Raw genomic sequence first — 15,827 nt, 5'->3', positions numbered from 1 at the left:
GACCAACACGGTGACCTCCGCGCTAGATCGCACCGTGTTGGTCTCGACACGCTCGGCCGCAGGCGGCCTCGCGGCTCGACCAGCGGGGCGGACGGGCGCCCGACTCGGCGGGGGCGTGGGTCAGAGGCGGTCGACCACCCAGTCGATGCAGGCGGTGAGGGCCTCGATGTCGGCGGCGTCGACGGAGGGGTACATCGCGATCCGAAGCTGGTTGGTGCCGATGCCGCGGTAGGCGTCGAGGTCGACGACGCCGTTCTCCGAGAGGATGCGGCGCAGGTCGTCCTTGTCGATGCCGGCGTCGAGCTCGACGGTGCCGACGACGAGGGAGCGATGGGTGGGGTCCTCGACGAACGGGCGGGCGTACGGAGCCTTCTCGGCCCAGGCGTAGAGCGCGTCGGAGGAGGCGGTGGTGCGGGCGACCATCGCGTCGAGCCCGCCGGAGGAGTTCATCCAGTCGAGCTGCTCGGCCATCAGGAAGAGCGTCGCGACGGAGGGCGTGTTGACGGTCTGCGCGCTGCGGGACTGCTTGATCGCCTCGGTCAGCGAGAAGAACGACGGGATGTGGCGGCCGCTCGCCGCGATCTCCTCCGCCCGTGCGATCGCAGCGGGGGAGAGCAGCGCCAGCCACAGACCACCGTCGGAGGCGAACGACTTCTGCGGCGCGAAGTAGTAGACATCGCTCTGGGTCACCTCGAGCGGCAGCCCGCCGGCGGCCGAGGTCGCGTCGACGATGGTGAGCTGGTCCGCACCGGCGCCGGCGGGACGTACGACCGGAGCCATCACGCCCGTCGAGGTCTCGTTATGTGTCCAGGCGTAAACATCGACGTCGTCCTCGTGCGTCGGCACGGCCAAGAACCCCGGGGCGGCCGAGATCACCGAGGGATCGGCCAGCCAGGGCGCCGCCTCGGCCGCGGAGAGGAACTTCTTGCCGAACGCCCCGAAGACGGCGTGCTGGCTGCGCTCGCGCACCAGTGCGTACGTCACCAGGTCGAAGAACGCCACCGAGCCGCCGTTGCCGATGACGACCTCGTAGCCCTCCGGCAGCGAGAACAGGTCGGCCAGCCCGGTCTGGACGCGGCGGACGAGATCCTTCACCGGCTGCTGCCGGTGAGAGGTCCCCATCACCGACACCCCGGTCGCGGCGAGCGCCTCCAGGCGCCCGGTGGGCACCTTGGACGGCCCGGAGCCGAAACGTCCGTCGGCGGGGAGGAGGTCGGCGGGGATCTGCAGCGTCATAAACCCATTCTCGCAAGTTGCGGGCATCGGCCAGAATACCGACGTGTCTGTTGAGATTCGCCGGGTCGCGTACGACCACCCGGATGCCCAGAAGCTGGTCGACCGGGTCCAGGAGTTCTACGTCGAGCGCTACGGTGAACCCGACTACGACCCGACCGTGCCGGAGATGTTCGAGCCGCCCGCTGGCGCGTACTTCCTGGCCTACCTCGACGACGTCCCGGTCGCCTCCGGCGCCTGGCGACGCTCCGGCGAGTCCGCCCTCGGGGCCGAGGTGACCGCCGAGATCAAGCGGATGTATGTCGTGCCCGAGGCTCAGGGTCAAGGGCTCGCCAAGCGGATGCTCGCCCACGTCGAGGCCTCGGCCCGCGAGACCGGCTTCGAGGCGATGGTCCTCACCACCGGCGGCCTCCAGCACGAGGCCATCGGGCTCTACGCGGCCAACGGCTACGTCGACGTCGAGCCGTTCGGCTACTACAAGGACGACGACCTCGTGGTCTGCATGGCCAAGCGACTCGTCTGAAGGCGTACGCTCCTTGCCATGGCAGAAGCTGAGCAGATCGTGATCACACTGTCGGCGCCTGAGCTCGAGATGATCCGTGAGCTCGTCGCCGATGGCACCGTCCACAGCGTGGCTGACTTCGTCCAGCGTGCCGTGGGGGCGTTGCTCAGTGACGTCGAAGCCGGCGGCGACATGTCTGCTGAGGCGCTCGAGACCGGCGAGGTCTCGGACGAGCTGGCGCAAGCGCTCGATGAGATCACCACGCTCTTCCAACGGAATCGAGGCTGAGTCGAGCCGTTCGGCTACTGCAAGGACGACGATCTCGTGGTCTTGCACGGCCAAGCGCCTCGACGGCTCGCCGCACAGACGCAGGAACCGACCGGCTCGGCCGGTCGGTTCCTCGGGTCAGCGGGGCTCTACTTCCCCCAGTCGGCGTTCCAGCCCTCGATCGCGTCGGCGGGGCGAGCGGAGGGGCCGGTGTAGATGGCGGAGGGCCGGATCAGCCGGCCGGTCTTCTTCTGCTCCAGGATGTGGGCGGACCAGCCACCCGTGCGGGCGCAGGTGAACATCGAGGTGAACATGTTGGCCGGGATCTGGGCGAAGTCGAGGACGATCGCGGCCCAGAACTCGACGTTGGTCTCCAGGACGCGGTCGGGGCGGCGGGCCCGCAGCTCCGCCAGCGCGGCCTTCTCCAGGGCCTCGGCGACCTCGAAGCGGGGTGCGTTGAGCTCGCGGGCGGTGCGGCGCAGGACGCGCGCACGCGGGTCCTCGGCGCGGTAGACGCGGTGGCCGAAGCCCATCAGCCGCTCACCCGAGTCGAGCAGACCCTTCACATAGGCGTCGGCGTCGCCCGACTTCTCGACGTCCTCGATCATGCCGAGCACGCGCGAGGGGGCACCACCGTGCAGCGGGCCGCTCATCGCGCCGATCGCGCCGGAGAAGGCCGCGGCCACGTCGGCGCCGGTGGAGGTGATCACCCGGGCGGTGAAGGTCGAGGCGTTCATGCCGTGCTCGGCGGCCGAGGACCAATAGGCGTCGATCGCGTGGGCGTGGGCGGGGTCCGCCTCGCCGCGCCAGCGGATCAGGAACTTCTCGGCCAGGGTGCTGCCCTTGTCGACCTCGCGCTGCGGCACCACCGGCAGGTGGATGGAGCGGGCCGACTGGCCGGCGTACGAGAGGACCATGACGGCAACCCGGGCGAGGTCCTCGCGGGCCTGCTCGTCGGAGATGTCGTAGGTCTGCCCGAACCCGAAGGCGGGCGCGAGCATGGGGATGGCGGCCTGGACGTCGACGCGCACGTCACCGGTGTGCACCGGCAGGTTGTAGGCCTCCGCGGGCGGCAGCCCGGGGCCGTATGAGCCGTCGATCAGCAGACCCCAGACGTTCTCGAACGGAACCCGGCCGACGATGTCTTCGATGTCGACCCCGCGGTAACGGAGGGCCGAACCCTCTTTGTCGGGCTCCGCAATCTGGGTCTCGAAGGCCACGACGCCCTCGAGACCGTGCTGTACCTGGCTCACTGCCTTCTCCGTTCCTCTGATGTCACTGGGCATTGTGCCGCATCCTGGCTTCGCCCCGGGCGTGGGGCGCGGCCGCGGGAGGCGGCGCGACGCTAGTGTCACCAGCATGGACCTGGGGAAGCTCGTCGGTGGTCTCAACGCCAAGGACATCGACAAGGTGATCACGCTGATCACCGAGAACAAGGACGTGCTGGCCTCGGTCGAGCGGCTGCCGAAGCTCTTCGACTCCTTCGGCGAGGGCCTCGAGGCCGCCGGCGGGCGCGCCCGTGAGGCCGGCGCCGTGCTGGTCGGGGATGGTGCCAACGGTGTCAAGGGCACGTTGGGCGACGTCGCCACCTCGCTGGGTGGCATCTCGGCGGCGATCTCCAAGGGAGTCGACCGGCTCGCCGACGTCGCCGAGGGGCTCGGGCGGGTGCCGATGGCCGACGGTCCGGCCAAGTCGATCGCGAGCGCTGCGAAGGAGATCGGCGGCGCCGGCTCGGCGCTCGATGATCTCTCCGGTTCTCTCGAGACGATCGCCGAGCTCCTGGCGAAGGTCGGCGCGGCGCTGGAGCAGCTGGGTGACAAGCTCGACGAGTCGGGCACGCAGGTCAAGACCTTCATGGGCTGAGTCCGCATGGGCTGAGTCCGGCGCTGGCGGCGTGACGGAGTCGATAGGTTGAGACCATGGATCTCTCAGCTGAGCTGGCGGCCGCGCGCGAGTCCTATACGCGCAACGGCCTGACCGAGGGCGACCTCGCGGCAGACCCGTTCGAGATGTTCGAGAGGTGGTACGCCGAGGCTCGCGACGCGGGCATCGTCGAGCCCAACGCGATGGTGGTCTCGACCGTCTCGGCCGAAGGCGCGCCCTCCTCGCGCCTCGTGCTCCTGAAGGGCTTCTCGGCCGACGGCTTCACGTTCTTCACCAACACCGCCTCCCGCAAGGGCGCCGATCTCGCCACCAACCCGCGGATCGCGGTGCTCTTCCCGTGGCATCCCCTCGAGCGGCAGGTACGCATCGACGGCATCGCCCACGAGGTGCCCCGCGTCGAGGTCGAGGCCTACTTCTGCCAGCGCCCGCGCGGTTCCCAGCTCGGCGCCCACGCCTCCCACCAGAGCCGGGTCGTCACCGGGCGCGAAGAGCTCGCGGCGGCGTACGAACGGGTCGAGGCGGAGTTCGACGACCAGCCGGTCCCGGTGCCCGAGGAGTGGGGTGGCTACCGGGTCGAGCCGGCGGCGGTGGAGTTCTGGCAGGGGCGGCCCGGCCGGATGCACGACCGGCTCGTCTACCGACGCGAGGGCGACACGTGGCGCACGGAGCGGCTGGCCCCATGACGAGTCCACTGACGGGGATGCAACGCGTCACCGAGGCGTTGGGCGGGCGGATCGCCTACGGCGCCGACTACAACCCGGAGCAGTGGCCGGAGGAGGTCTGGGACGAGGACGTACGCCTCATGCGGGAGGCCGGGGTGAACCTGGTCAGCGTGGGGATCTTCTCCTGGGCGCTGCTGGAGCCGACGCCTGGGACCTACGACTTCGGCTGGCTCGACCGGGTGCTCGAGAAGCTGCACGCCGGCGGGATCGCCGTGGACCTGGCGACCGCGACCGCGAGCCCGCCGCCGTGGTTCCTCGAGCGTCACCCGGAGGCGACGCTCGTCGACCAGATCGGCAACCCGCGCGCGTTCGGTGCGCGCCAGGCGTACTGTCCCTCGTCGGTCGCCTACCGCGATGCCGCCACGACCCTCGTCACCGAGCTGGTCAAGCGGTACGACGACCATCCGGCGGTGGTGATGTGGCACGTCAACAACGAGTACGGCTGCCACAACGACCACTGCTTCTGCGAGGCCAGCGCGGTGGCGTTCCGCCGCTGGCTGCAGGACCGTCATGGTGAGGTCGAGAGGCTCAACGAGGCGTGGGCGACGACCTTCTGGAGCCAGCGCTACACCAGCTGGGACCAGATCGGGCCGCCGCGCCAGGTCTCCTACGGCAACTTCGCCAATCCCGGTCAGCAGCTGGACTGGTGGCGGTTCTGCTCGGAAGAGATCCGCGACATCTACCGGGTCGAGGCGGCGGCGGTGCGGGCGCACTCCGACAAGCCGCTGACCACTAACTTCATGGGGTTCCGCAAGTCGCTCGACTACCGGAGCTGGGTCGATGTCGGGGACCTCGTCTCCAACGACCACTACCTCATCGCCGCCGACGAGGACCGCACCCCGCAGCTCGCGATGACCGCCGACCTGACCCGCTCCTGGGCCCACGGCGAACCGTGGCTGCTGATGGAGCACTCGACCTCCGCGGTCAACTGGCAGCCGCGCAACATCGCCAAGACCGCCGGCGAGATGCGCCGCAACTCCTTCCAGCACGTCGCCCGCGGCGCGGACGGCGCCCTGTTCTTCCAGTGGCGCGCCTCGCGCGGTGGCGCGGAGAAGTTCCACTCCGCGATGGTCCCGCACGCCGGCACCGAGAGCCGGCTGTGGCGAGACGTCGTACGCCTCGGGGCTGATCTCTCCGCGATCGCGGAGGTCGCCGGCACCCGGGTGGGGCAAGCGAGCGTCGCGATCGTCTTCGACTGGGACTCGTGGTGGGCGGCGACCTTCGACTCGCACCCGTCGGTCGACGTGGACCCGATGGCGACCGCCCGCGCCTGGCACAAGGCCTGCTGGGCACGCAACCTCGGTGTGGACATCATCGGCGTCGCCGACCCGCTCGACGGCTACGACGTGGTGGTGCTGCCCGTGCAGTACCTGCTCACCGACGAGACCGTCTTGCGTCTGACAGCGTTCGTCGAGGCCGGCGGCACGCTCGTCGCGACCTACTTCACCGGGATCGTCGACGAGAACGACCACATCCGGCTGGGCGGCTACCCGGGCGCGCTGTCCGACCTTCTCGGGGTTCGGATCGAGGAGTTCTGCCCGCTTCCCGAGGGCGACGAGATCCCGCTGACCGCCTACGGCTCCGGCGCGATCTGGAGCGAGCGTGGCCGTGCCGTCGGGGCCGATGTCGTGGCTGCGTACGCCACCGGCGACTGCGCCGGCGACCCGGCCGTCACGCGTCGACGCGTGGGCAAGGGCACCGCCTGGTACGTCGGCACCGAGCTCGCTCCCGACGCCCTCGACACCCTGGCCACCCAGATCTTCACCTCGACCAAGCCGGTCGTCGGGGGCCTCCCCGAGGGCGTCGAGGCGATCCGGCGGGTCGGCGAGCAGGGGACGTACGTCTTCGTCATCAACCACACCCACGAGGCGGTCATCGTCCCCGTGCGCGGGACCGATCTGCTCTCCGGCAACGACGGCGGCCCCCACCTGGTCCGCGCGGGTCAGGTCGCGGTCATCCGGGAGGTTTCCTGATCGTCCAAAGATTACTATCACTTACGATACAATCATTGGTGAAAGTATTCTCTGAGGGTGAGGTGGCGCATGTTCGTAGGGCGAGGTCGAGAGCTGGCTGCCCTCGACCGTGAGTTCGCGGCGGTCAGGCGCGGCAGACGGCTCGACCGGGGAGTCGCAATGCTGATCCGGGGTCGGCGCCGCGTGGGAAAGTCCCGTCTGGCGGCCGAGTTCGTCGCCCGCGCGCAGGTGCCGTACGTCCACTTTCAGGCCGCCCGCGGCGCCTCGCTGGCTCAGGAGCTGGCCTCCTTCTACGAGGCGATCGCGGACTCGAACCTGCCGATGGCCGATCTTGCCCGAGGCATGTCGGGCCAGAGTCTGACGACCGCCCTTCAGCAGCTCGCGACGTTGCTCCCCGACGACACGGCATCGGTGGTCATCCTCGACGAGATCCCGTGGCTGCTGGAGTCGACGCCGGGCGGAGGTGGCGAGCTCCAGCGCGCATGGGATCTGCACCTGTCCCGCAAGCCGGTGCTCCTTCTTCTGCTCGGTAGCGACCTCGGGATGATGGAGCGGCTGACCGGCCCGGAGGAGCCTTTCCACGGACGGGCGACGGAGATGGTGCTGCACTCGTTGTCGCCGAGCGATGTCGCGGAGATGACGGGCACGCGCGGGGCCGATGCCTTCGATGCCCACCTGGTCACGGGTGGCCAGCCGCTCGTGGCACAGGAGTGGGAGCCGGGAATGACTCTCGACGACTTCCTGACGGACAGCTTCAGCCACTCCACCAGTGCCCTGATGGTCCACGGTTCACGGATCCTCGACTCGGAGTTCGGAGAAGGAAGCGCGGCCCGGCAGGTGCTCAGGGCGATCGGCGGCCAGGGGGAGCGGACGTTCACCTCCATCCAGCGAGGGATTCTGGGGCCGACCGCTGTCAGCGGGACGCTGACTCGCACCTTGGCCCTGCTCGCGGGCAAACGGGTGACCGTCGCCGACGAGCCACTCTCGACCAGGTCCGCGTCGAAGGACCGGCGCTATCGGATCGCTGATCCGGCGCTGAAGTTCTGGCTGGCCTTCGTCGAGCCCTCTCTGCTCGACGTCGACTCGGGCCGCCCCGACGTGGCGCTCGCGAGGGTGCGCAGCGGCTACTCGTCGTGGCGTGGACGGGTGATCGAGCCGGTCGTTCGGGATGCCGTCTTCAGACTCGGTCGTGAGGAGTGGCCCGAGGTGCGGGCCGTCGGCGGCTGGTGGCCACGCAGCAACAATCCCGAGATCGACCTGGTCGGTGCGGACACGCGCCCCGCGAATCAGATCGCGTTCGTGGGCACCGTGAAGTGGCGCACGGACAAGCCGCTGAGCGAGCGAGACCGGCACCAGTTGGCGCGGGACTCGGCGGCTGTCCCGGGTGCCGACCCACGCACCGATCTGGTCGGGGTCTGTCCGGCCGGGGCCGAGCCGGAGGCGGCCTTCACGAAGGTCTGGACTGCCGACGACCTTCTGGATGCGTGGCGCTAGATCGGTAGCGGCGGGGCTTGCCCTTGCCGAGGTCGGCGAGGGTGTCGACGCGGTGGACGGTGACGTCGCGGGCGAGCATGGTGGTCAGGCGTTCTTCGGCGAGGGCCGCGTCGCCGCCGGCGATGGTCGCGACGACGGTGCCGTCGGCGGCCTGCTCGACCGACCAGCCGCGGGCGCCGGCGTCCTGGAGGTGCTGGGTGAGGTCGACGCAGGGGACCGGGGCGCCGGACGGGGTGGTGAAGACGGTGGCCTCGCGTCCTTCGAGGGCGTCGATCGCGGGCCGGTTGCCGACGTGGACCAGGCGGCCGGTGTCGCCGGTGCGATAGCGGACCAACGGCAGAAAGCCATTCTCACCTGCGGTGACGACGATCTCGCCGATCTGCCCCTCAGGGACCGGAGAGCCGTCGGGGGCGAGGATCTCGACGTGCACCCAGCGGTCGGCGACGACGAATGGGCCGCCGTCGGTGCTGACCGCCACCGGCCGGGTCTCGTGCAGCCCGTAGACGTCGATCACCGGGCACGCGAAGGTGTGCTCGAGATCCGCGCGCAGCGTCGCGCTCAACGCCATCGCGGAGGAGACGATCGCGATCGGGCGTACGACGTCGCGGAGGTCGAGGAGATGCTCCAGCGACGTGGGGTGGCCGGAGATCACCTGCGGGTCGGCGTCGCCCAGGAACGCCCGCTGGTCCGCCGTCGGCCACTCGCCGGGATGGAGGTTGACGCGCGCCACCAGGCTCTCGCCGAAGCCGGGTGCGACCGAGACGTACGTGAACGCCTGGCGCTGCCACACGACCTGCACCACGGCGAACCGCTCCGGATCCGGCGCCCAGCCGCCGGTCAGGCCGGCGATCAGGTCACGGAGCCAGTGGAACCCGCGGGCCAGCTCGTCGGGATCGTCCGGCATCACCAGCGCCGCCCCGGTGCTTCCCGAGGACGTGCCGTGCAGCATCCGCCCGTAGTCGGCGTCCAGCGGCACGAACCCGCCGATGTCCGCGACCAAGTTCTCGCGGGTGATCAGCGGGAAGTCGCCGAGCGTGTCGAGTGGCCCCCGATGCCGACGGTACGCAGGCAGTGACCGCGCCACCGCCAGGTGCTGCTTCAGCCAGCCCGCGAGCGGAAGCTGTGACCGGGCCGCCTCCTGCTCGGCCGGAGTGAGTCGGTGGCCGACCCGGTGCCGCCATCGCGGCGCTGCGGGGTGGGTGTCCGCCGCGGCCAGCCGGGCTTGTCCTGCAGCCGAGAGACCGGGCCAGCGTTCGGCGTCGGTGAGGGCGGCCGAGGCCATCGGCGTGTATTCGGCCAGGTGAAGCGGGTCCGGTGTCTCGCTCACGGTCACTCCGGGCTGTAGCGGCTGGCGGCCTCACGCGCACGGGCATCTTCGAGGCGTTTGCGGATCTCCGAGCGGTGCTCCCGGTCGCGCCGGGCCCGCTCGAGCGCCTCGGCGCGGGCGGCGGAGTCGAGGCGGGACAACAGCGCGCGGGCGTTGCGCTCGTCCTCGCGCGCCGGCAGCTGCCCGTTCCACAGCAGAAAGGTCCGCGCCGCCTCCTCCCGGCGCTCGGACTCCTCGACCCAGCGCTGCGGTTCGACGACCGCCGCTACGCGCATCGAGAGGGTCAGGAGAGCCCGGTCGAGCCGGTCCTCGCGGAACGCCGCCGAGAGCGGGCCCGCAAGCTCCTGGGAGGCGACCAGCCACAGGACGACCCCGGCTCCCTGCCGCGCGACCGTCTTCCCGGTCGCCGCCACTCTCCGGGCCGCTGTGATGAACGGCCCGCCGGAGGTGTCGAGCACGTCCCCGGCGAGCGCCACGATGTCGACGGCGTCGTCGAGGAACCACGACGGCGTGGTCGAGATCCGGGCCATCACCTCGTCGACCGACGGCCCGGGCGCCAGCCCGTCCCAGGCGGCGTCGGGGTCGAGCTCCTCGTCGAGCCAGGCCTCGAACAGCTCCTCGTCAGCCACGGGTTGCTCCTTCCGGGGTGTAGGCGGCGATCCGCTCGGCAAGCGCGGCGCACGCCGCGGGCGCCTGCATCACGTCCGGGATCTCGGCGACGTCGTAGCCGAGCCGCTCGGCCTCTTCGCGCGACTGCCCGCGCCAGTGTCCGATGATCATCAGCGACCCGGTGTCGATCACGCGTCGCACGGAGGCGGCCACGTCGGCGTACTCCTCCTGGCCGCGGCCCAGGAACGTGTCGAGGCCGGCGTCGGAGAGGACCACGAGGTGGCGCTGCCCGTCGCCGGGCCGTCGCGTCTCGGGATAGCGGGCGCGCAACAGGTCCAGGGGGAAGGTCGTGCCGCCGCCGAAGTAGGTGGTCAGCTGGCGCATGATCTCGACCCGGTCGCGGGTGTAGGCGCTGTCGCCGGCGACCTGCCCGGCGGAGCTCCATGAGGTGACCCGCACCCGCCCGCCGCCACGCAGCACCGAGAGCGACAGGATCGTGCCGGCGACGATCGCCGCGGATCCTCTCTGAGGGTTCGTCATCGACCCCGAGGAGTCGAGGTAGAGGTCGAGCAGCACCGGCTCGTGGTCGACCTCGGGCTCGTCCGCGATGAACGTACGCCTTCGGGTGGTCACCCCAGGCACGAACACCGCTCCCGTGGTCAGCGTCGCCGGCCAGTCCAGGTCGGCCAGGTCGTCGCCGAGCTCCCACTCCTCCAGCGGACCGGGGATCACGGGCCCGGCGGGGGCGAGCCCGCGCTGCACCAGGGGCGCGACGTGGGGGCGGGCCTCGGCCTCGTACCAGGCCGCCATCACCGCATGGGGGTCGGCGCCGGCCATCAGCTCCAGCGTCCGGGCCAGTCCGAGCGCCTGTCCGCTGCCGTCGGAACCGCTGCCGCCCGCTTCGCCTTCCGCGACGACCACCTCGGCGTCATCCGGGTGGACCAACGGCTTCTGCAGCCGCGGGTCGCCGACCGCTCCGGCGAGCTCGGCCGCGCTGGGTGCGCCTGGCGAGTCCTCGTGACATCCGGTGCCCTGGAAGCCGAGCAGCAGGTAGGGCACCATCACCATGGCCCACGGCACCGCGCCGCTCACCGGGTCGGCGGCGAGCGTACGCACCACGTCGGCCACCGTCGTCGCGTCATGAGCCGGGTCGAGACCGGCCCGCGGGTCGTATTCGAGGTCGGCGAGATCACGCTCCCGCTGCGCGACCTCCCGCTGGGCCCGCCACCGGTCCGCGCGCTCTTTGGGCGGGGTCTTGCGACGTTGGTTCTTGACCTGCTGTCGGAGGCGGTCGATCTCCTGCTCGTAGGCCGCCTTCCACCCCACCGGCGGATCGGGCCAGGCGAGGGTGCCCTCGGGGAGCCGCCAGAGCAGCTCGTACGCCCGCTGCACCACCCACCACAGCTCGTTGTCGTCGGCGCCGCGCAGCCCCTTGGCCAGCGCGGGCGCCGCAAGGGCCTCGGTGAGCTGCACCATGTCGGGGGTCTCGTCCGGGGCGAGCCGGGCGCGCTGCAGCTGCATGACCCGGTCGTTGATCAGCATGTCGGACCACAGGTTGGCGCAGAACCCGCTCGCGGCGGCCAGGTCGAGCCGGTGCCGCCGGTCGTAGAGGTCGATCACCCGGGCCATCTGCTGACGGATCTTCAGCGAGTCGACCCGGGTGCTCGGGGAGAGCACGTGGTGACCGATCTCGTGAGCGAAGACGCTGGTCAGATGCCCTTCTCCGCCGTGGCGGGCGAGCTCGCCGGGGTCGACGTTGACCTCGGGTGGGAACCCGAACCAGGCGAAGCTGCCCTGGTCGGAGCGGGTGTGCACGACCGGGTCGTGGAGGTCCACGCCCCACAGGTCGAGGGCCTGCTCCCAGGCCTCGTGCTCGGCGGCGGTCGGCGCCCTCACGCCGCCTCCCGCACGACCTCGAGCAGGTAGGACGTGGGCACGCTGACCACCCGGATGCCGGCGGTGCCTGCGTCAGAGTCCGCCGGATCGTCGCTCGCCAGGGAGACCGAGTGGCCGAACAGGTCGGCGTCGACCTGCCACAGCTCCTCGCCGACCTCGACCAGCCACCGCCCCTCACCCGCCGCGATGACGTCACCCGGGTGCGCCAGCCACGGCCCGCCGAGCCCGGCGAACCCGCCGATCCTTGCCAGGAGATAGGCGCGGTCGAGGTGCTGCCAGGCGGGCCAGAAGAACCGGTCCGTACGCTGCCCCTCGGCAAATCCGGCCACCTCGGTGCCCGGCATCCCGAGCGTCGCGCCGACCGCGTCGGCCAGCCCGGCATCCGACAGGTCGGAGACGGCGCGGAGCGCGTCCGTACGCAGGCCGATGACGCCTGCTCGCCAGGCGGCGACTGCGGCGAGATCTTGGACGAGCGCCGGATCGTTCACCGAGGTACCCTTCGACAGGCTCAGGACATCGCCTCGGTGAGCATCCGCCGACGGAGCCGCCAGCGCGGCGGCCAGCAACGTGGCGTACAGACCCTGATCTCCGCCCCAGCGAGCGACGTTCGCGGCAGCGAGGTCGAGATCGAGACCAGCCACAGCAGGCAACGACGCCGCACCGAGCCGGAGCGAGGCGTTCACCGAATGCCCAGGGCGCCGGATCATGACCCCTCCAGCCAGTGGAGGTAGTTGGAGTAGCGCTGGTGGAGATACTTCAGCGCGACCAGGTCGTCGTAGTCGCGGCCGTAGATCTTGCCGACCTTCGAGATCCTGCCGACCTCCGACTCGATCCGGGTCAGCCGCTGCGAGACGGTCAGCCGGTCGAGCCCGTCCAGCCCGCCGCCGAGCTCGGCGAGCAGGTCGCCGACGGGGTCGGCACCTTCGAGCCCGAGCGCGACGAACTGCTTCATCGCGGTGTCGAAGAGGTCGACGAGCCAGGAGGCCGGGTCGTGGGCGAGCTCCTTGTCGCCGGCCTCGAACCGCGGGTGCTGCGGGTTGGGCAGCAGCTTCCCGCGGAGCACGAACGGCACCATGGCGCGTACGTCGTCGAGCCCCACGGAGGAGGCGCCGCGGAACCACGCCGATGCCTTGGCGTACAGGATCAGGGTCTGCAGTGCTCGGACGGAGAGTCCGTTGAGGGTCTGTGCGCCGAGGTCGACGACCAGGTCGGCGCCGGAGTTGGCGTCGATGACCGCGCTCACGTCGCCGCCGGCGGTCGCGACGACGTCCTTGGTGCGGTACTCGAAGCGCCGCCCGCCGTGCTGCACGAACTCGAACTGCCCGGTGAAGTACTCCAGCTTCCGGCGTACGTCCGCGGGCAGCGGCACCGCCCGGATGGCGGCCAGCATCGTGGTCTGCTCGTCGGGGGAGAAGACCAGCGAGGCCGGCACGTGCTCCTCCGGCCGCTCACCGGCCTCGACCCGGGTGACCAGCTCGTCGAAGAAGCGGCCGTTGAAGCCGAACGCCTGCACGGTGACGTCGAGCCGATCCTTGAGGGCCTGGATGACCTGGAAGGTGCCGCCGCCGGAGTCGTCGTTGGCGGTGAAGAACCAGCTCTCGACACCCGCCTCCGGCGCCGTCCGGCGCAGCTGGTCGTGGCTCTCGACATACCCCTCGGCGACCATGGTGAGCAGCGCGGACTGGGTCTTGGTGGGGATGCGGTTGTACTCGTCGACGATCTTGACGCATCGGATCAGCCACGACTTCCAGGCGATCGTGATCTCCGCCAGCGACCCCGCCGAGACGAGGTCGCGCGGCAGCGGCAGCCCGACCAGGTCCGACACGGTCAGCTGCGGCTGCCCCTGCTGCAGGTGGCGGCGTACGTCCTCCGGGGTCTCCCCGGACAGCACCCCCATCAGCACCGCGAGCGTCGTCTTGCCGCGCCCGGGCCCGCCGATCATCAGGCACTTCCCGCCGACCGCGAAGGTGAGCAGCGGCAGCAGCACGTTGGAGGAGTAGGCCGGCTGGGTCGGCAGCGTGATCTCCGCCCCGGCGTCGCCGAGCGGGAACCGGTTGGCCTTCGCCGCGTCGAACTCGACGTCGTAGAACGGCGAGATCACCGCCTTGTTGACCAGCCAGAAGTACGTACGCCGCAGCTTCTCGTCCAGCTCCACGGTCTCGTCCGGGGACCTGAAGAGGTCGGCGGCGGTCAGCCCGTCGCGCGGCCCGCCGTGCTGCACGTGCGGCACGGTCGGCGACGCCGACGTCTTCTGCCAACGATCGCTCATCTCTGCTGCTCCTCCAATGACGGTCCGATCCGGTTGCTCGCCCCGAGCAGCGGCTCGAGAAACGCGGTGGCCGCGGCGAGCCTCTCGGCCACCGACCCGCGGACCTCGATCCACGGCACCGGCTGCTCGGCCAGCACCTCGCGGAACCGCTCCTGCATCCCGTGCCGGACGTGCTCGCCGTCGCGCATGCCATCCTGCACGAAGTCGATCTCGTCCCCGGTCAGGACGTAGGCGACCGGCCGGTGCACGGCGGCACGAGCCACCAGGTGGGCAGGGGCAGGGCCGACGTAGCGCTCGTGCCACAGCGTGGTGGCCAGCACGTCGGTGTCGCAGACGAGGACGGGCTTCGGCACCCGGCGCCGGGCGGCGTCCTCCCAGCCGATCTGCCGGTCCACGATCAGGTCGAACTCGTCGCTGCGCCAAGGCGTGAACAGACCGCCGGGGCGGATCTCGGACCAGAGCCGACCGTATTCCGGGACGCAGTGTGTCCCGAGGTCGACGGCCAGGCTCGACGCCAGCGTCGTGGTCCCGGTCGACTCCGCGCCGAGCACCACGACCCGCTCGGTGAGCCAGGCGCGGACCGGAGCGGGCAGCTCTGCCCAGTGGGTGGTCGGGTCGCGACGGATCGCCGTGCCGGACACGGAATTGAACGCCCGTCCGGGATCGACCTGGACCCAGGTCGCGTCCAGCCGCCGGGCGAGCTCCTCGCCGTAGGCGTCGGAGGAGAAGACCGCGTCGACCGGGGCCGGGAGCAGCTCGGAGATGACGACCATGTGCTCGTCCCAGGCCGCCGGGTCGTCGAAGTCGACCCTGGCCTCGTCCATCGCGGCAACGACGTGGGCGGTCGGGTGCTCCTCGCGCAGCCACTCCGCGCGCACCTCGAGCGGGATGGTCTCCACCTGCGAGCCGAGGAGCTCGACCGTGACCCGGTCGCAGGCGCGCAGGGCCGCACGGATGAGCGCCTGGTGGCCGGCGTGGAACGGGTAGAACTTCCCGAGCACCAGCCCGTGCCGGTAGGACCGTTCAGACACCCGCGACCTCCGGCTCGCGCGGGGCGACGAGCACCCGGCGCCAGTCCCGCAGCGCGACCAGGACGATCACACAGAAGCCGAGGTAGAGCACCGCGGTCGGCCACAGCCCCTTGTAGGCGTAGAGGCCGACGGAGACGACGTCGACGGCCAGCCAGACCAGCCAGCACTGCCACCAGCGCCGGTTGAGCATGATCTGCGCGATCACGCTGCCCGCGGTGACGGCGGCGTCCGGGACCTCGGTCGTGGAGTCGGTGAAGGCGTGCAGGACGTACGCGATCGCCGCCAGCGCGACCAGGAACCCGAGCGCCAGGAGCAGGAGCGTGCGGGGCGAGGCGACACCGACGAACGCCTCGTCACGGCGTAGGTGGGCCTCCGACTCCCGCCGCCGGGCCATGGCCCAGTCGACCCAACCGGTCACCGAGAGCACCATGAACATGACCTGCAGCGCCGCGTCGGCATAGAGCGCGCTCTCGGCGAAGACGACCAGGTAGAGAGCAGTGTTCGCGATCCCGATCGGATAGGTCCACATGCTCCGCCGCGCCGCCAGGATCACGCATGCCGCCCCGGTGACCACCCCCGCGATCTCGACCCAGTGCGCGACCAACCAACTCTGCATGGCC

15 protein-coding genes are annotated in these 15,827 nt (G+C 70.9%); 6 read left to right on the top strand and 9 right to left on the bottom strand.

All coding sequences use genetic code 11. The features are described 5' to 3' along the window. Positions 1-120: 120 nt before the first annotated feature. Positions 121-1,236 carry a phosphoserine transaminase gene (serC, locus tag ACFU7D_RS08250; RefSeq protein WP_378865608.1) on the bottom strand — a complete coding sequence of 372 codons (1,116 nt, stop codon included), beginning with the start codon at positions 1,234-1,236 and terminating at the stop codon, positions 121-123. Positions 1,237-1,279: 43 nt separating this feature from the next. On the opposite strand from serC, the gene ACFU7D_RS08245 reads away from it, so the two are divergent. Continuing rightward, positions 1,280-1,756, top strand: a complete 477-nt coding sequence (locus ACFU7D_RS08245) for a GNAT family N-acetyltransferase (protein ID WP_378865605.1) — start codon at positions 1,280-1,282, stop codon at positions 1,754-1,756. Positions 1,757-1,774: 18 nt separating this feature from the next. After that, positions 1,775-2,023 carry a hypothetical protein gene (locus ACFU7D_RS08240; protein WP_378865602.1) on the top strand — a complete coding sequence of 83 codons (249 nt, stop codon included), beginning with the start codon at positions 1,775-1,777 and terminating at the stop codon, positions 2,021-2,023. Between the two features lie 128 nt (positions 2,024-2,151). Here ACFU7D_RS08240 and ACFU7D_RS08235 read toward each other — a convergent pair whose 3' ends face one another. After that, positions 2,152-3,288, bottom strand: coding sequence for a citrate synthase 2 (locus ACFU7D_RS08235; protein WP_378727826.1), 1,137 nt, complete (start codon positions 3,286-3,288; stop codon positions 2,152-2,154). A 73-nt stretch (positions 3,289-3,361) separates the two neighbouring features. Here ACFU7D_RS08235 and ACFU7D_RS08230 point away from each other — a divergent pair, with 73 nt between their 5' ends. The 4 genes from ACFU7D_RS08230 to ACFU7D_RS08215 all read left to right on the top strand — a co-directional run bounded on the left by ACFU7D_RS08230 (position 3,362) and on the right by ACFU7D_RS08215 (position 8,075). Further along, entirely contained in the window at positions 3,362-3,865 is a 504-nt protein-coding gene (locus ACFU7D_RS08230; RefSeq protein ID WP_378865599.1) for a hypothetical protein, read from the top strand. Positions 3,866-3,921: 56 nt separating this feature from the next. After that, positions 3,922-4,569, top strand: coding sequence for a pyridoxamine 5'-phosphate oxidase (gene pdxH / locus ACFU7D_RS08225; protein ID WP_378865596.1), 648 nt, complete (start codon positions 3,922-3,924; stop codon positions 4,567-4,569). Further along, positions 4,566-6,581 carry a beta-galactosidase gene (locus ACFU7D_RS08220; RefSeq protein ID WP_378865593.1) on the top strand — a complete coding sequence of 672 codons (2,016 nt, stop codon included), beginning with the start codon at positions 4,566-4,568 and terminating at the stop codon, positions 6,579-6,581. Before pdxH ends, ACFU7D_RS08220 begins: the two co-directional genes overlap by 4 nt. A gap of 183 nt (positions 6,582-6,764) precedes the next feature. Beyond that, the gene (locus ACFU7D_RS08215) at positions 6,765-8,075 is read left to right on the top strand and encodes an ATP-binding protein (RefSeq protein ID WP_378865590.1); all 1,311 of its coding nucleotides are present in this window, start codon (positions 6,765-6,767) and stop codon (positions 8,073-8,075) included. Here the strand turns inward: ACFU7D_RS08215 and ACFU7D_RS08210 are convergent. Genes ACFU7D_RS08210 through pnuC form a run of 7 tightly spaced genes read right to left on the bottom strand, consistent with a single transcriptional unit; the run spans position 8,029 to position 15,823 of the window. Continuing rightward, positions 8,029-9,402, bottom strand: coding sequence for a hypothetical protein (locus tag ACFU7D_RS08210; RefSeq protein ID WP_378865587.1), 1,374 nt, complete (start codon positions 9,400-9,402; stop codon positions 8,029-8,031). The two genes, ACFU7D_RS08215 and ACFU7D_RS08210, sit on opposite strands and share 47 nt — an antisense overlap. 2 nt (positions 9,403-9,404) lie before the next feature. Next, on the bottom strand, positions 9,405-10,031 hold the full coding sequence (locus tag ACFU7D_RS08205; RefSeq protein ID WP_378865584.1) for a hypothetical protein: 627 nt from the start codon (positions 10,029-10,031) through the stop codon (positions 9,405-9,407). Further along, entirely contained in the window at positions 10,024-11,907 is a 1,884-nt protein-coding gene (locus ACFU7D_RS08200; protein ID WP_378865581.1) for a hypothetical protein, read from the bottom strand. Before ACFU7D_RS08200 ends, ACFU7D_RS08205 begins: the two co-directional genes overlap by 8 nt. Next, positions 11,904-12,614, bottom strand: a complete 711-nt coding sequence (locus ACFU7D_RS08195; RefSeq protein WP_378865577.1) for a hypothetical protein — start codon at positions 12,612-12,614, stop codon at positions 11,904-11,906. The genes ACFU7D_RS08200 and ACFU7D_RS08195 overlap by 4 nt, the downstream gene beginning before the upstream one ends. Then, a complete protein-coding gene (locus ACFU7D_RS08190; protein ID WP_378865574.1) occupies positions 12,611-14,176 on the bottom strand; it encodes a hypothetical protein in 1,566 nt (521 codons plus the stop codon). The genes ACFU7D_RS08195 and ACFU7D_RS08190 overlap by 4 nt, the downstream gene beginning before the upstream one ends. Continuing rightward, positions 14,173-15,207 carry an AAA family ATPase gene (locus ACFU7D_RS08185; protein WP_378865571.1) on the bottom strand — a complete coding sequence of 345 codons (1,035 nt, stop codon included), beginning with the start codon at positions 15,205-15,207 and terminating at the stop codon, positions 14,173-14,175. The genes ACFU7D_RS08190 and ACFU7D_RS08185 overlap by 4 nt, the downstream gene beginning before the upstream one ends. Beyond that, the gene (pnuC, locus tag ACFU7D_RS08180; protein WP_378865568.1) at positions 15,200-15,823 is read right to left on the bottom strand and encodes a nicotinamide riboside transporter PnuC; all 624 of its coding nucleotides are present in this window, start codon (positions 15,821-15,823) and stop codon (positions 15,200-15,202) included. Before pnuC ends, ACFU7D_RS08185 begins: the two co-directional genes overlap by 8 nt. Between the last annotated feature and the right edge of the window lie 4 nt (positions 15,824-15,827).

This window comes from Nocardioides sp. NPDC057577 (assembly GCF_042801335.1).
Lineage (GTDB): Bacteria > Actinomycetota > Actinomycetes > Propionibacteriales > Nocardioidaceae > Nocardioides.
This window is presented reverse-complemented; position numbering and strand designations above follow the sequence as displayed.

What these genes read in the sequence shown, in the direction of transcription:
- serC (WP_378865608.1), bottom strand. Translation starts at nt 1,236, where the DNA reads ATGACGCTGCAGATCCCCGCCGACCTCCTCCCCGCCGACGGACGTTTC.
- ACFU7D_RS08240 (WP_378865602.1), top strand. Translation starts at nt 1,775, where the DNA reads ATGGCAGAAGCTGAGCAGATCGTGATCACACTGTCGGCGCCTGAGCTC.
- ACFU7D_RS08235 (WP_378727826.1), bottom strand. Translation starts at nt 3,288, where the DNA reads ATGCCCAGTGACATCAGAGGAACGGAGAAGGCAGTGAGCCAGGTACAG.
- ACFU7D_RS08230 (WP_378865599.1), top strand. Translation starts at nt 3,362, where the DNA reads ATGGACCTGGGGAAGCTCGTCGGTGGTCTCAACGCCAAGGACATCGAC.
- pdxH (WP_378865596.1), top strand. Translation starts at nt 3,922, where the DNA reads ATGGATCTCTCAGCTGAGCTGGCGGCCGCGCGCGAGTCCTATACGCGC.
- ACFU7D_RS08220 (WP_378865593.1), top strand. Translation starts at nt 4,566, where the DNA reads ATGACGAGTCCACTGACGGGGATGCAACGCGTCACCGAGGCGTTGGGC.
- ACFU7D_RS08195 (WP_378865577.1), bottom strand. Translation starts at nt 12,614, where the DNA reads ATGATCCGGCGCCCTGGGCATTCGGTGAACGCCTCGCTCCGGCTCGGT.
- ACFU7D_RS08190 (WP_378865574.1), bottom strand. Translation starts at nt 14,176, where the DNA reads ATGAGCGATCGTTGGCAGAAGACGTCGGCGTCGCCGACCGTGCCGCAC.
- pnuC (WP_378865568.1), bottom strand. Translation starts at nt 15,823, where the DNA reads ATGCAGAGTTGGTTGGTCGCGCACTGGGTCGAGATCGCGGGGGTGGTC.